This window comes from Microbacterium sp. ER1 (assembly GCF_023383675.1).
GTDB lineage: Bacteria > Actinomycetota > Actinomycetes > Actinomycetales > Microbacteriaceae > Microbacterium.
The window spans coordinates 233,223-248,484 of the sequence record NZ_QCXO01000137.1 but is presented as its reverse complement, the minus strand read 5'-3'; the positions used below and the strand labels follow the sequence as shown (position 1 = coordinate 248,484).

Annotated in this window: 8 protein-coding genes; 6 read left to right on the top strand and 2 right to left on the bottom strand. The window is 69.0% G+C overall.

The window, feature by feature from the left end:
- Positions 1-132 precede the first annotated feature (132 nt).
- Positions 133-2,643 carry a right-handed parallel beta-helix repeat-containing protein gene (locus BV453_RS13085; RefSeq protein ID WP_249521788.1) on the top strand — a complete coding sequence of 837 codons (2,511 nt, stop codon included), beginning with the start codon at positions 133-135 and terminating at the stop codon, positions 2,641-2,643.
- A gap of 68 nt (positions 2,644-2,711) precedes the next feature.
- Entirely contained in the window at positions 2,712-3,860 is a 1,149-nt protein-coding gene (locus tag BV453_RS13080) for a glycosyltransferase (RefSeq protein ID WP_025104616.1), read from the top strand.
- 10 nt (positions 3,861-3,870) lie between these two features.
- Here BV453_RS13080 and BV453_RS13075 read toward each other — a convergent pair whose 3' ends face one another.
- Positions 3,871-4,566: a hypothetical protein gene (locus tag BV453_RS13075; RefSeq protein WP_081811609.1), complete on the bottom strand. Its 696-nt coding sequence runs from the start codon at positions 4,564-4,566 to the stop codon at positions 3,871-3,873.
- Positions 4,567-4,635: 69 nt separating this feature from the next.
- Between BV453_RS13075 and BV453_RS13070 the strand changes: the two genes are divergently transcribed.
- Both BV453_RS13070 and BV453_RS13065 read left to right on the top strand, forming a co-directional pair.
- The gene (locus BV453_RS13070; RefSeq protein ID WP_025104614.1) at positions 4,636-6,021 is read left to right on the top strand and encodes a polysaccharide biosynthesis tyrosine autokinase; all 1,386 of its coding nucleotides are present in this window, start codon (positions 4,636-4,638) and stop codon (positions 6,019-6,021) included.
- Positions 6,022-6,027: 6 nt separating this feature from the next.
- On the top strand, positions 6,028-7,380 hold the full coding sequence (locus tag BV453_RS13065) for a lipopolysaccharide biosynthesis protein (RefSeq protein ID WP_249521786.1): 1,353 nt from the start codon (positions 6,028-6,030) through the stop codon (positions 7,378-7,380).
- Here the strand turns inward: BV453_RS13065 and BV453_RS13060 are convergent.
- Positions 7,377-8,564: a DUF1972 domain-containing protein gene (locus tag BV453_RS13060; protein ID WP_249521785.1), complete on the bottom strand. Its 1,188-nt coding sequence runs from the start codon at positions 8,562-8,564 to the stop codon at positions 7,377-7,379. The genes BV453_RS13065 and BV453_RS13060 overlap by 4 nt on opposite strands.
- A gap of 113 nt (positions 8,565-8,677) precedes the next feature.
- On the opposite strand from BV453_RS13060, the gene BV453_RS13055 reads away from it, so the two are divergent.
- Positions 8,678-9,658: a glycosyltransferase family 4 protein gene (locus BV453_RS13055; RefSeq protein WP_025104611.1), complete on the top strand. Its 981-nt coding sequence runs from the start codon at positions 8,678-8,680 to the stop codon at positions 9,656-9,658.
- Positions 9,659-9,845: 187 nt separating this feature from the next.
- Complete coding sequence (locus BV453_RS13050) at positions 9,846-15,221, top strand: PKD domain-containing protein (protein WP_249521784.1); 5,376 nt, start codon at positions 9,846-9,848, stop codon at positions 15,219-15,221.
- The last annotated feature ends 41 nt before the right edge of the window (positions 15,222-15,262 follow it).

Below are 15,262 nucleotides of genomic sequence, written 5' to 3'. Positions count from 1 at the left end.
GCGTGTGTAAACTGTGCCGTGGCCGTCGCCCGTCCGGGTAGGCGGTGCGTACCGATACTGCACACCATCTCGCCCGGAGGGGGCTGGTTGGAGGGGCGCGGTGTACGCGGGTTAGACCCCTAGGAGACTCAGTTGCGTTCGCGACGTCGCTCGACCCTCACCCGACCCTCCCCTTCACGAACCTCGGCCGCCCTGGCGTCGGTCGTCGCGGCCACGACGATCGTGGCCGGCCTCTTCGGTGCTTCCCCCGCGGCGGCCGCCGACAGCGATTCCGCCGACGTGCTGCTGCGCGATGACTTCGATCGCGCGGCACCGTCCGGATGGGGGGCTTCCGACAACGGCCTCGCCTACTCGTCGTGGTCGTCCCGCGCCGAGGTGGCCAGTGTGGCCGATGGCGCGGCGGCCCTCACCCTCGACCCCGGAGAGTCCGCCTATCTCACCCCGCAGGCCGTCCGGGCGCGAGACGTCCGCGTCTCGGCGGATCTCCGCCTCGAAGCAACCGGTGGTCGGGGCTACTACGCCTACACGACGCGCGTCCAGGCCGACGGCTCCGCCTACCGAGTCCGACTGCTGACCGACGCCGAGGGGCAGGCGCAGCTCTCCGTCATCCGGACCCGGGGAGGTATGGAGACGGAGCTGAAAAGCGTGGCCGTTCCCTTGAGCGTTCTCGGCGACGGATGGGTCACGTTCGACGCCACGGTCACCGGGGCCGACGCCGTCGACTTCGAAGCGCGCCTCACGCCGGTCGGCTCCTCACCTGGGGCGCCCCAGCTCCGGACAACCGACTCCTCCGCCGCCCGGCTTTCCGGCGCGGGAGGCTTCGCCGTCTGGGCCTATGCATCGAGCAGCGCGACCGCGCCGGTCGACCTGCGGATCGACTCGTTGGATGCCACGGTCGCCGACGCGCCCTTGAGTGCCGAGCAGCCCGAACCGCAGCCGCAGCCGGAGCCGCAGCCCGAACCGGAGCCGGAACCGCAGCCGGAGCCGGAACCGCAGCCGGAGCCCGAGCCGCAGCCCGGGACCCCCGAACGCGGTGCGGCTCCTGTCGGCACCGCCCAGTACGCGGTGCCCGCCGGTGCCTTGTTCGTCGATGCGCGGAGCACCGCGGAGAGCCCCACAGGCACAATGGTCGCACCGTACCGTTCCGTTCAAGCCGCCGTGAACGCCGCCCGCCCCGGATCCACGGTCGTCCTTCGGGCTGGCGTCTATCATCAGTCCGTCGACGTCCCGTACAGCAAGACGTTGACCATCCAGGCCTACCCGGGAGAGGCCGTCTGGTTCGACGGCTCGACACGGGTCGCGAACTGGACGAAGTCGGGGTCGGCATGGGTCAGTGCCGGATGGACGGCGGAATTCGACGACGACATGCTCAACGGCAATGCCGGATGGTTCGTCGACCCGGCATACCCGATGGCGAACCACCCGGACCAGCTCTACATCGACGGTGTCCCGCAGCGTCAGGTCGCCACGGCCGCTGAGGTCGTTGCCGGGACGTTCGCCGTCGACGACGCGCGCGACCGGTTGATCCTCGGGACCGACCCTTCCGGTAAGGAGGTGCGGGCGAGCGACCTCGGACAGGCGCTCAACGTACAGTCGGCGAATTCCGTGCTGCAGGGTTTCGGTGTCCGGCGCTACGCAACCTCCTACGACGTGCTCGGCACCGTCCGTATGCACAACGTCGGCGTCACGGTACGCGACCTCGTCATCGAGGACAACGCGACGATCGGGCTGTTCGTGGGTAACGACCGGGCGAAGATCGACGATCTGACCGTCCGCAGGAACGGGCTGCTCGGGATGTCTATAACCACGGCGTACGGCACGACCTTCACGGACTCTCTCATCACCGACAACAACACCGAGCGGTTCAACGGCTCGCCCGTCGCCGGCGGGGTCAAGGTCACTCGCACCCGCGGCATCGTGATGAGCAACGTCGACACGAGCCGCAACGTGGGCAGCGGGACCTGGTTCGACGAGTCGTGCTACGACGTCAAGATCCTCGACGTGACGTCGAACGGGAACACCGAGATCGGGATCCACGCGGAACTGTCGTCCCAGGTCACCATCGCGCGGAGTCAGGCGTTCGACAACCGCGAAGGGATTCGCATCTTCGACACCGAGAACGTACTGATCACGAACAACGACCTCGGGAACAATGCGCGCCACGATCTCAATCTCATGCAGGACGAACGACGCCAGGCCACCCATCGTGTGGGCCGCGACCCGCGTGTCGACGGAGTGGATCCGACCGTGACGTGGATCACGCGCAACATCACCATCCGCAACAACGTGTTCGGTGCGGGCGGACCCCGCGCTATCTTCGCCCACGACACGGCGACGGGGCGCGCGGTGAACACGTGGAATGTCACGATCGACGGCAACCTGTTCAGCAGCTCCACTCGTGGCCCGTCGATGGTCACCTGGGGAGGGTCTGGCGACGTCTACGAGACGTTCTCGACGCCCGCGCAGCTCGCCGCGGCGAAGAACCCCGGTTGGCGCAACGCGCAGACGGCCGTTGCCCAACCCTTCGCGGACATGAGGGACGACATCGCCGCGAACACCGCCATCGCCCGGCCGCTCCCGTCAGCGGTCGCGAGTCTGCTGGGCATCGCGACGGGCACAGTGATGCTCGGCAGCGGCCGGTGAGCATCTCCCGGTCCGCCCTCCGGGGCGGACCGGGTCGCGTCCCGGCTCCGTCCGGGCACAATGGAGGTGTGACCCACGACTCTCGTGCCCCGCATCTCCTCGTGCACCCGGGATGGGAGCTGTTCGGCTCCGATCGTATGCTCCTCGAGACCGCGACAGCGCTGCGGGAGCGAGGGGAGCCGGTCGTCGTCGTGTTGCCGCGACGTGGCCCTCTCGTGGACGAACTGCAGGCACTCGGCGCGCAGGTGCTCCTTCCCCCGATGTTCGTGCTGCGCAAGTCGAACCTGCGGCCCCGGAACTGGCTGCGGTCCGCGCGGGACGCGGTTCAGGGATTCGCTGCCTCCATCGCGATCGTCCGGCGGCTGCGTCCCCGGAGCATCTACGTGAGCACCATCGTCCTGCCCACCTGGCCCCTCGTGGGTCGACTGAGCCGTATACCGACCGTCACCCATGTCCACGAGGCGGAGGCCTCCGCGTCCCGCTGGGTGAACCTCGCACTCTACGCACCGCATCTCGCGGCGCATCGGGTCGTCGCGAACAGCCGCTTCACGTTGCAGACCGTTCAAGCGGCGCTTCCTGCCCTCGCTCGGCGCGCAGCGGTTATCCCCAACGGTGTGGCCGCCCCCTCCGAGGTCGACGAGCCGCGGCCGTACGTGGACCGCCTCCGTATCGGTTACGTCGGTCGGCTCTCGCACCGGAAGGGCCCCGACCTCGCCGTCGAGGCCTTGGCCGAGCTCGCCGTCGCCGGCGTCGACGCCGATCTCCATCTGGTGGGTGCCGCCTTCGTGGAGAACGCGGGATACGAGCGGGAGCTGCGCGAGCGTGCGGAGGCGCTCGGCGTCGGCGATCGCGTGACGTTCCTCGGATTCCAGTCCGACGTCTGGCCGTTCCTCGCCGGCATCGATGTGCTCGTCGTGCCTTCCCGGCAGGACGAGTCCTTCGGCAACACCGCCGTCGAGGGCGTGCTCGCCGCTCGGCCGGTGGTCGCATCGGACATCCCCGGGCTTCGCGAGGCGGTCGGCAGCTATCAGAGCGTCGCCTTCACGACGCCGGGGGAATCCCAGGAGCTCGCCGCGGCACTGCGGTCCGTGGTGGACGGCTGGGAGGAGCGGCGGGCCGACGCGCTCTCCGCCCGCGCGTCGGCGCTGCACAGGTTTGCTCCGGCGACCTACCGCCGGACCACGGCGGAGTTCCTGACCTCGGTCGCGCCGCGCTGACCGTCCGCCTTCAGCGGGAGAGGAGATCCGGGGTGGGCGGCACGAGGAACGCCGAGACCTGTCGGTAGAGCGCCGATGCCTCCAGGGCGGTGCGCTCCAGCATCGCCCGGTGCGCCCGCGCGGCGTCGTGGTGGGCGTCCGGGATGTCGAACGGGTTCGAGCGCCGACGACCGAGGAGGGTCCTTCGGGTTTTCGGTGGGGCGACGAACCCGCGTCGCCCGTGCAAGGCCGCCGCGTATGCGGCGAGGCCGTCCGCTGCGCGCCCGTCATCCAGAAGGGCGCTCGCATTCTCCTCGCCGAAGACCGCGGCACCCAGATGGAGGGCCTCGCGCAGGGTGAACGCCTTGGACCGCGCCTGCGGGACCAGCTGAGAGATGAAAGAGCGTTCCGCTCGGCTTGCCGTGAGGATGAGATCGGCGGTGCGGATCCGGTCGGCGTCGACGGCGGAGGAGCGATGGTCGTCGGCGCCGGCACCCGCGCCCACCGCGCGCGCCACCTCGACCGCCGCCTCACACATCGGCCGGTCCCCGGGGCCCACGCGGATCCCGGCGCTGGTGATGTCCCAGAGCTGTTCCTCAGCGCTGGCACGAAGGACCTGTGCCATCAGGGGCGACCGACAGATGTTCGCCTCGCAGACGAAGATGAGCCTGTGTGCCACGTGTTCCCCTCGGTGCCGAGTCGGAACCGCCGACCCGCTTTCCAACATAGGCGATAATGAGGTGCTGCGAACCGGCGCACAGATCGCACGGCGTCGTGCCGAGGGGGACGGGAACACATGACACTGCAGGATTACTTCCAGGCGCTGAGGGGTCACTGGGTGGTGATCATCGTGCTCACGCTCCTGGGGGGCGGAGCGGCATACGGGTACTCTCAGCTCGTCGACCCGGAGTACCGGGCGGAAGCCCAGGTGATGGTGATCCCGACTCGCGGCGAGAGCACCAGCGAACTGCTGCAGGGCTCCAACTACGTCCAGAGTCTCGTCCAGACATACACGCTCCTCGTGGTCTCGCCCACCGTGCTCGGTCCGGTCATCGAGGAGGTCGGCCTCAACGAGACGCCCAACCGGCTCGCCCGCCGCGTCGACGTCAACGTGCCGCTCAACACGGTCGTCATCGAGATCGGCGTCACCGACGCCGACGGCGAGACCGCGCAGGAGACCGCGAACGCCATCGCGAGCGAGCTCGCTGTCGCGGTTCGGGACATCTCCCCACTGGGGGCTGACGAGAAGCCCGCCGTGCGGATCGAGACCATCTCGCCCGCCCGGACGCCGACAGTGCCCATATCGCCCAACACCCGCAACAATGTCGCTCTCGGCGCGGCAGGCGGCCTCCTCCTTGGTGTCGTGTACGCCGTGCTGCGCCGACGGTTCGCGACCCGTATCGTGAGCGCGAGCTCGCTCGGCGAGATCACCGACGTCGCGGTTCTCGGGGAGATCCCCGAGGCCGCGGACAATCAGACGCTCGCCCGGGTCATTCGCTCGCAGCCCGACGGACGCATCGCGGAGGCGATGCGGCAGGTCTCCGCGAGCCTGCGATTCGTCGACGTCGACAAGAGCCGACGGGTGATCCTGGTGACCTCGTGTTCGGCACAGGAGGGCAAGTCTTCCGTCGGTCTGGGGCTCGCGCTGACGCTCGCCGAGGGGGGACGGACGGTCCTCTTCATCGAGGCGGACCTGCGGCGCCCCAGTACCGCGCGCTACACCCAGCTCGAAGGGGCGGTGGGTCTCACCACGGTGTTGATCGGTGACGTCGAGCTGGATGATGCGGTGCAGCAGTGGGGTCGCCCCGGGCTGGACATCCTCACGGCCGGTGCGCAGCCTCCGAACCCGGGGCAGCTGCTGTCCAGTGGAGAGCTGCACAAGGTCGTCGACGACGCGCGGGAGAAGTACGACTACGTCATCATCGACACCGCGCCGGTTCTCTCCGTGAGTGACGCTCTCTGGCTCTCGACCACGGCCGACGGCACCCTGTTCGTCGTTCGCGCCCATCGCACGAAGGGGACCGAGCTCGCGCGTGCGCTCTCGTCGCTCGAGTCCACGCGGACGCCGGTCCTCGGCATCGTCCTCAACGGCATCCGCGGCGCGGCGAAGAGCCCGTACTATACGGACGAGCGCCCTCGCGGGCTGCGTCCTCGGCTGAGCCGCCGCGGCGCCCGAGGCTGAGGCCCCGTGAACTCGCTCCTGGCGCTCGGCGCCCGCGCGGCCACCATGGTCGTCTCCCTCGTCTGCGGTGTGATCACCACCAGGATGATCCTGGGCGAGACCGACGTCGAGCACTACGCGCTCTATACACTGCTCATCACGATTCCATCGCTGCTGACGTTCACGGACCTCGGCAGTGGTGCGGTGCTGGTCAATGCGGTGGCGACCAGCGAAGACGTCCGCACGGACCGCAAGCTGCGCCTTCAGGTGACGTCGGTCGGACGGATCCTGCTGCTCTTCGCCTCCGGCCTCATGATCACCAACACCGTGCTGCTCGTCAGCGGGGGATGGCGCGTGCTGTTCGGGGATGCGGGAGCCATCCCCGGGGCTCCCCTCGCCGCCTTCCTGTGCATCACGCTGTTCAGCCTCACGGTGACCCTCGGCGTGTGGTTCCGGATCCTGCTGGGACAGCGCCGCAACCACCTCGTCATCCTCGTGCAAGGCCTCATCTCCCCCCTCACGCTCGGCGGCGTCTGGCTCCTGCTCACCGTCGGAGGCCGGGCCTTCGACTCCTTCCTCGCACTCGCCTCGTACGGCGCCTCCCTGATCACCGCCGTCATCGGGTTCACCCTGGTGACGCGTTCGACCGCGCCTCTCATCCCCGACGCCCTCCGCGTCCTGTTCCGATGGCGGCGTGTGCCCGGCGTGCGGGTGATGGACGTGGGGTGGCCGATGCTGGCGCAGATGGTCACGTATCCCATCGCCGTCGGCTCGCAGCGGTACGTGCTCGCCCAGTACGGCACGCCGACCGACGTCGCGGAGTACGGTGTCGCAGGCCAGGTGTTCTTCGCGCTCAACGGGTTGGTCATGGCCGCAGGGGTGGCGCTCTGGCCACAGTTCGCGCGGCGGCGGCACCGCGGCGAGCTCACGCGCGGGCCGTATCTGCTGTCCCTCCTCTTCGGCGGTGCTGTGGCCATGGCTACGGCGCTCGTCTGGGTGATCGGTCCCTGGCTGTTCGACTTCATCACGCGCGGCGAATTGGAGGTCCGCCCCTCGACGATCCTCGCGTTCGGCGCCATGATCATGCTGACGGCCGCCGTCTATCCCCTGGGCATGTTCATCATGGACAAACCGGGTATCCGCTTCCAGGTCGTTCCGACGTTGGCGATGGCGGCGCTGAGCATCGTGCTGTCGGTCGTGCTGACACCGCTGCTGGGCATCATCGGGCCGCTGCTCGGCGTAGCGTTCGCGCTGACCGTCTGCCAGCTCATCCCGTACGCCATCTACATCCACCGCCACCGTGGGCGCCTGCTCGCTTCCGACCGCGCCCACGATCCGGCGGCCGAAGACGATCCGGCCTCCGCAGGCCAGCCGGGTTAGCCGGTCCACTCCTCGGCTCGGCGATGCGCGCGCCTCGCCGAGTCGTGGAACGACTCCCCGCGCGCGATCCGCAGCGCCAGATCCTCGTAGGCTTCGGCGACGGCGTCCCACGTGAAATCATCGGCGGCGCGGGTCCGGGCGGCAGCTCCGGCTCTGGCCACGCCGTCCGCGTCGGCCTCGGCGGCGGTGATCGCGGTGGCCGCCTGGGCCGGGTCCGAGAAGTACCAACCATGGCCGTCGAGGACCTCACGGTTGAAGACGACGTCGTACGCGATCACGGCCGTGCCGGCTCCCATGGCGCGCAGGAGCGACGGGTTCGTCCCCCCGACGGAATGACCGTGGAGGTAGGTGAAGGCGTGGTGGTAGAGCGCGTCGAGAAGGTCTTGGTCGTACACCGCGCCGAGGAGGCGGATTCGGTCGTCCGCGGCCGCGAGGTCGTCGATGGCCGCGGTGTAGTCGGCGGCATAGGGGGCGGAGCCCACGACCACGAGGGGCTTCCCGGCCGCAGACGCGGCGTACCCCTCGACGATCTCACGGACATGGTTCTCGGGTTCGAACCGCGCGACCACGAGGTGGTACTCGCCGGGCTCGAGGCCGAGCGCGCGGATGCCGGCCACCGGTGCGTCGTCGAGGAGAGGGGCGCCGTAGCGGATCATCTCGCTGGCCACGCCGAACTGGTGATCGTAGTATTCGGCGATTCCGGGAGCGTCGGCGATGATCGCATCGGCCGTCCGCACGCCGAACGACTCGGCCCAGCGATAGTAGGCCTTTCCACGGGGCCCCCACTTCGAGCGTCGCCACTCGAGTCCGTCCATGTGGAGCGCGACGGGGATGCCCCGGGCGCGCAGCAACGGGAGGAACGGCGAGTTGGCGGCGTTGAAGACGAAAGCTGCGTCGGGACGGGCCCTGGTGACCGCGTGCGCGGTCGACAGCGCGGTGTGGCTGAGCGTCTCGAGCGCTTTGTGCCGTACCGCCGGCAGGGTCACCCTCCGCATGCCCAGGTGTACGTCGCCCGCGGTGCCGGCATCCCGCCCGTACACCAGCACACGGTGTCCCCGGGCGACGAGCCGCCGCCCGACCTCTTCGACGGCCGTCTCGAATCCTCCGTATGCGGCGGGGATTCCGCGCGTGCCGATCAGCGCGATGCGGAGCGAGGGAGAGGGGGACGTCGCGGCGGAGTGCATCGGAACAGTATGCCCGAGCCTTGATCGCCGAGTGCGGCGGCTAATCTGGGGCGGTGTCGTCAGAACCTTCCTCGGACTCATCCCTCGCCTGGGGCTTTCCTGCCGAACAGTCGGTGAGCGCGTGGGAGCGCCGTCACGCGGCAGGTGAGGTGCCGAGCGCCTGGCAGTACGGCTTGGACGGCCTGCGCGCGTTCGCGCCCGTCGACGTGCTCGACCTGCCGGCGCCCGGACGGGTGGCGCGAATGCGGAGCCGCGTCGGCCTCGGCCCGCGCCCGGTCGACGGCCGCGCCTTCACCTGGGACGAGAACGCCGCCTTTCGGATGCAGGTGCGGCGTCCTCGGCGGAGCTTCGCGTCAGGCGTCATCTGGCTGACCGACATGGTGGAGCGGGGCCACGTTCCGCAGCGTCTGATCGAGGTGCTGCAGAGCGCGGACGATCTGTGGGTGCTGAGCCGGGGACAGGTCGAACCGCTCCGGGCAGTGATCGGGGCCGGAGGGCCACGCATCACCGCCGTTCCGTTCGGAGTGGACGCCGACTTCTTCCCGCCGCGGCCCTACCCGGAGCGGCCGCGCATCGTGAGCATCGGCAACGACAGGGATCGTGATCCGCAGACGCTCTTCCGAGCGCTGGAGATCGTCCGGGCGCAGCGGCCCGACGTGGAGGCCGTCGTGCAGACATCGGCGACCGGCGCGCCGGACGGCGTCCGTGTCGTCGAGCGCATGAGCCATCGCGATCTCCGGGACCTGTACGCGACAGCGACAGTGGTGGCGACGGCAACCCGACCGAATCTTCACGTGTCGGGGATGACGGTGACTCTGGAGGCACTCGCGACCGCACGACCGGTCGTGAACACGGACACGCCGGGGATGTCGCAGTACGTCGAGGAGGGAGTGACGGGCCACCTCGCTCCGGTGGGAGACGCCGAGGCGCTGGCCGATCGGCTCCTGTCCCTCCTCTCGAACCCGGCGGAGGCGGCACGGATGGGGCTCGCCGGCCGCGCGGCGGTCGAGTCGTCGTTCACTACGGCGATCATGTGCGCCCATCTCGCGGAGATCCTGGTGCCCACCGCGGATCGCACGGCCATCGGGTCCTGAGGTCGGGTAGCGCTGCGGCGAGTGCTGCGCTATTCTGACGGCGGATGCGTCTTTGGGGGACGCGAGGGGATCCATCATCCGCCGATATTTCGGCATGTGCCTGTGGGGAGGCGCCATGCGAGTCCAGCGACTCGAGGCAATCGAACGCGACGAAGAATCGCGCGCACGTCCATTCCGTCGTCTCGCGATGGGAGTCGTCGCCGTCGTGGTGACCGCGCTCCTCGGCGCGACCATCACCGCACCGGCCGCGCAGGCGGATACAGTGCCGACCGATCCCGCTCTGCCGGCGACGGTGAGCGCTGACCCGCTGCCGACGACGCAGATCAACGGCATCGTCTGGGCTCAGGCGGTGGGCGGCACCAAGGTGTACGCGGGCGGGCAGTTCACGAGCGCGCGCCCGGCGGGAGCGCCGGCCGGCACCAACGAGACGCCGCGATCCAACCTCCTCGCCTACGATCTCGCAACCGGTGTGCTCGACACATCCTTCGCCCCCCAGGTCAACGGCCGCATCCTCGCCGCGGCGGTGTCGCCCGACGGCTCGCGGCTGTACATTGGCGGCGGCTTCACCGCCGTCAATGGTCAGAACCGCTACCGTCTGGCGGCCTTCGACACGGCCACCGGCCAGCTGATCGGCAATTGGACCCCCGGTACCAACACGATCGTGCAGGGCATCGTCGCCACCGATACGACCGTGTACGTCACGGGGGAGTTCTCGAACATCAACAACACCGCACGTACCGGCGTCGCGGCCGTGAGCGCGTCGACCGGTGCCGTGCTCGACTTCAACCCGGTCCTCGCCGGCGGGTACGGCGTCCGCTCCGTCGTGGTGTCCCCCGATGCCTCGAAGGTGGTCATCGCCGGCTCGTTCACGTCCACCAACGGGTCGACCAACCCGGGTCGCGGCATGGCCGCGCTCGACGCCTCCAGCGGAGCCAGCCTCCCCTGGGCGATCAACAGTGTCATCCGCAACGCCGGCACCGGCGCCTCCATCTATTCGCTCGCCTCCGACGGGGACAGCGTCTACGGCAGTGGGTACGACTTCGGAGGATCGAAGACGGAGGACGACTTCGAAGGCGCGTTCCGCGCGCGCTGGAGCGACGGCTCGATGGTGTGGATGGAGGATTGCCACGGCGACACCTATTCGGTGTACCCGACCGGGGGTGTGCTCTACACGGCGGCGCACTCGCATTACTGCGGCAACATCGGAGAGTTCCCGCAGCTCGACCCGTGGAGCTTCAACTTCTCGCTCGCGTTCGACAAGAACCCGTCGGACCGCACCATCACTCCTGACATCTACGGGTACCGCAGCTTCACCGGCAACCCGGCGGCCCGTCTGCTGCACTGGTACCCGACGTGGCAGCCCGGCACGGTGTCCGGCATGAATCAGGCCGCATGGTCGGTCACGGGCGGTGGCGACTACCTCGTCTACGGCGGTGAGTTCACGGCCGTGAGCGGTAGCGCACAACAGGGACTCGTGCGCTTCGCGAAGCCCGGGACGGCGCCGAACAAGATCGGTCCGACCATCAAGGGCGGCGCCTACCAGATCAGCGCTCAGTCTTTCCGCGCGGGGCAGGCACGCGTCGCCTGGTCCGCGAACTACGACGCCGACAACGCCCGCTTGACCTACGAGGTCTTCCGTCGTGACCTCGCGCAGCCGATCCACACGACCACTGCCGACTCCACCTACTGGGTGCGACCGCGGCTCACGTACTCCGACACGGCGGTGACCGCCGGCCAGACATACGAGTACCGGGTCAAGGTGACCGACCCCAACGGGAACACCACGACGTCCGACTGGACGCCGGTGACGATCGCGGCCGCCGGGACCTCGAACACGTACAACGAAGCCGTGCTCTCGTCCTCGCCGAGGTATTACTGGCCCATGAACGAGGCGTCCGGTTCGTCCGCGACCGACTGGATCTCCGGGAACGACCTCACGCTGTCCGGAGGGACGACCCGTGGCCAGGCGGGCCAGGTCGTCGGTGAGACCTCGGCCTCCACGGCCTTCAACGGCACCGACGGCACCTCTGCCAGTTCGGTCTCCGAGGTCGGTCCTGACGAGTTCTCGATCGAGGCATGGTTCCAGACGACCAGCACGAGCGGCGGGAAGATCGTCGGCTTCGGCAACAACGCCAAGGGGCTGTCCGGAAGCTACGACCGGCACCTCTACCTGAGCAATTCGGGGCAGGTCACGTTCGGCGTGTACCCCGGGACTGCGCGGACGCTCACCAGCGGGGCCGGTCTCAACGACGGCAAGTGGCACCACGTGGTCGGCACGATGAACAGCTCGGGCATGGTGCTGTACGTCGACGGCGTGCGGGTGAGCTCGCGCTCCGACACGACGACCGGTCAGAGCTATTCAGGCTACTGGCGCATCGGCGGGGACTCCCAGAGCGGCTGGCCGTCCGCGGGGTCGTCGAACTACCTCAACGCCCGCATCGCGGACGTGGCCGTGTACGGCAGTGCGTTGACCCGTGACGCGGTGGATGCGCACTGGGTGGCTTCTGGGCGCACGTCGTCGCTCCCCGCTGCGCCCGCAGACGCCTACGGCAAAGCCGTGTACGACCTCGACCCGACACTGTACTGGCGCCTCGGCGAGACCAGCGGGACGGTCGCGAAAGACTCGGGCCGCGACGGAAGCACCGGGACGTACCAGACCAGTGGGTCGGCCACGATCCAACGAGGCCAGACCGGAGCGCTGTCCGGCGTCGCGGACCAGGCCATCCGGTTCACGTCCTCGAAGCTGTTCTCCAGCTGGAACAACCGCCAGACGGTGGTGAGCGCGCGGCAGTACCCGTCGCCGAACACCTATTCGATCGAGACCTGGTTCAAGACCACCTCGACGGGCGGCGGCAAGCTGATCGGCTTCGGGAACAGCAACTCCAACAATGCCAATCCCAGTTCGAACTACGACCGGCACATCTACATGAACGGATCGGGACAGCTGAAGTTCGGCGTCTACAACGGGGGGTCATACGTCCTCACGGCGCCGGGCACCTACCGTGACGGGCAGTGGCACCATGTCGTCGCGCAGCAGTCGGCGGCAGGGATGCAGTTGTTCGTGGATGGCGTGGAGGTCGCTTCGAACGCGCAAGCGGGTGCCGACAACTACAACGGCTACTGGCGCGTGGGCGGCGACACCACCTGGGAAGGGGATCCCTTCTGGGTCGGCACGATCGATGAGGCGGCGGTCTACTCAGCGCCCCTGACGGTCAGCCAGGTGTTGCAGCACTATCAGCTCGGCGACACCGGGGAGCTGAACCAGCTGCCGACGGCGCAGTTCACCGCGGCGACCTCGGACCGGTCGGTGGCTTTCGACGCCTCCGCCTCGAGCGACCCTGAGGGTCCGATCGCCGGCTATGCGTGGGACTTCGGCGACGGCCACACCGGAACCGGTGTCGCGCCTACGCACGAGTACGACACGGCCGGCACCTACACGGTCACCCTCACGGTGACCGATGCCGGCGGGCTCGCGTCCACCGTCGCTCATGACGTGACGACGCGGAACCCGAACGTGCCTCCCACCGCCGCGTTCACCGAGAAGGTGGAATTCCTCTCCGTGGCGGTCGACGCATCCGCGAGCGCGGATACGGACGGCACGATCACGGCGTACGCGTGGAATTTCGGCGACGGTGCCTCGGCGACAGGGGCCACGGCGACGCATGACTATGCGGCTTCCGGAACCTACACGGTGTCGCTCACCGTGACCGATGACCGCGGTGCCTCATCGACCGAGACGAAGACGATCGCTGTCGAAGCTCAGAACGTGCCGCCCAAGGCTGTGGCCAACGTGGTGCGCGCCGCGGATGGTATGTCGATCTCCGCCGACGGAAGCGGCTCCACCGACACCGACGGCAGCATCGTGTCGCACGCGTGGGATTTCGGTGACAGCACCACCGCGACGGGAGCGACGGCGACGCACACCTACACGACAGCGGGAACCTACACGGTCACGCTGACGGTCACGGACGACGACGGCGCAACGCATCAGGCGACCGCATCCGTCGCCGTCGCGCCGGCGGCCACGGAAGAGGTCATCGCCCGAGACGCGTTCGAGCGCACGGCGTCGTCCTCGTGGGGCTCCGCCGACGTCGGCGGCGCCTGGACGGTGTCCGGAGGGGCGGCGGCGTTCTCGGCGGGGGATGGCGTGGGACGGATCTCCCTGTCTCCTGCCGCCACGCGAGAGGCTCGCCTCGCCGGGGTCTCGAGCACGTCGACGATTACCTCGTTGACCATCGCCTCGAGCAACGCGACCAACGGCGGAGCCTTCAACCTCACGGTGAACGGTCGTCAGGTCGGCAACGACGTCTACTCGGGACGCGTGAAGATCGAGGCGAGTGGCGCGATCCGTCTCTACCTGCTGCGCAACGAGACGGCGATCGGCAACAGCGTCGTGATCCCCGGTACGTACGTGGCGGGCGAGAAGTTGTCGGCTGTGCTCACGGTACGCGGAACGTCGCCGACCACGCTCGCGCTGAAGGTCTGGCGAACGGGGACGACGGAGCCGGCGAACCCGCAGCTGCAGGGGACGGACTCCACTGCCACTCTGCAGACAGCGGGTGCGGTCGGCGTGAAGATGGCGATCAGCTCGGTCTCCTCCGTCTCCTCGGTCTTCTCGGTGGACGACTACAAGGTCGTCACCGGGGCCGTGGTCGCTGCGCCCAACCAGATCCCGACAGCATCCTTCGTCTCCTCGACCTCCGCACTCAGTGCAGCTGTCGACGCTGGCGGATCGAGCGACGCGGATGGGACGATCGCGTCCTACGCGTGGACGTTCGGGGATGGCGGTACCGCGACGGGAGTCACGGCATCGCACACGTATGCGGCATCGGGGACGTACGACGTCACCCTGACGGTGACCGACGACGACGGCGGAACGCACTCAGTCACGAAGCCGGTCACTGTGACCGCGCCGGTCACGCCGCCGGACCCCACAGGGCCGACTCCCCTCGCGACGGATGAGTTCGACCGGGCGACGACGGGAGGCTGGGGCAGCGCCGACCTCGGTGGCGCGTGGACGCTGTCGGGAGGAAACGCCGCATTCAGCACGGCAGGCGGAAAGGGCGTCGTGTCCCTCGCGCCGTCGCAGACGCGGGAGGCGCGACTGGCGGTGACCGGTACGAGCACGGTGCTCGATGCCCTCTTCTCGTCGGATGTCGCCTCGACCGGCGGCACCGCGAGCATCACGCTGCTCGGCCGGACCGTTGGGGCATCGACATACTCGGCGCGCGTGCGACTGGAGCCCGCCGGCGTCATCCGGCTGTACCTCCTCCGGAATGAGACGGCGATCGGGAACAGCTACGTTCTGCCGGGCTCCTATGCGCCCGGACAGGTGCTCCACGCCCGCCTCGCGGTCAGTGGTACCGCCCCGACCAGCCTGGCGGCCAAGGTCTGGGTCGAGGGGCAGACCGAGCCTGCGGATTGGCAGCTCACGGGCACGGACGCGGTGGCGGCGATGCAGGTCGCCGGTGGCATCGGGATAAAGACGTCTGTCAGCTCGGCCTCGACGAACACCACCACGCGGCTCTCCTTCGAGCGGTTCGCCGTGGTCGTCCCGCAGTAGCATCGGACAACGGATGAGGGGCGAGGCCGGATGGCCCCGCC

What these genes read in the sequence shown, in the direction of transcription:
- BV453_RS13075 (WP_081811609.1), bottom strand. Translation starts at nt 4,566, where the DNA reads ATGTTGGAAAGCGGGTCGGCGGTTCCGACTCGGCACCGAGGGGAACAC.
- BV453_RS13070 (WP_025104614.1), top strand. Translation starts at nt 4,636, where the DNA reads ATGACACTGCAGGATTACTTCCAGGCGCTGAGGGGTCACTGGGTGGTG.
- BV453_RS13060 (WP_249521785.1), bottom strand. Translation starts at nt 8,564, where the DNA reads ATGCACTCCGCCGCGACGTCCCCCTCTCCCTCGCTCCGCATCGCGCTG.
- BV453_RS13050 (WP_249521784.1), top strand. Translation starts at nt 9,846, where the DNA reads ATGGGAGTCGTCGCCGTCGTGGTGACCGCGCTCCTCGGCGCGACCATC.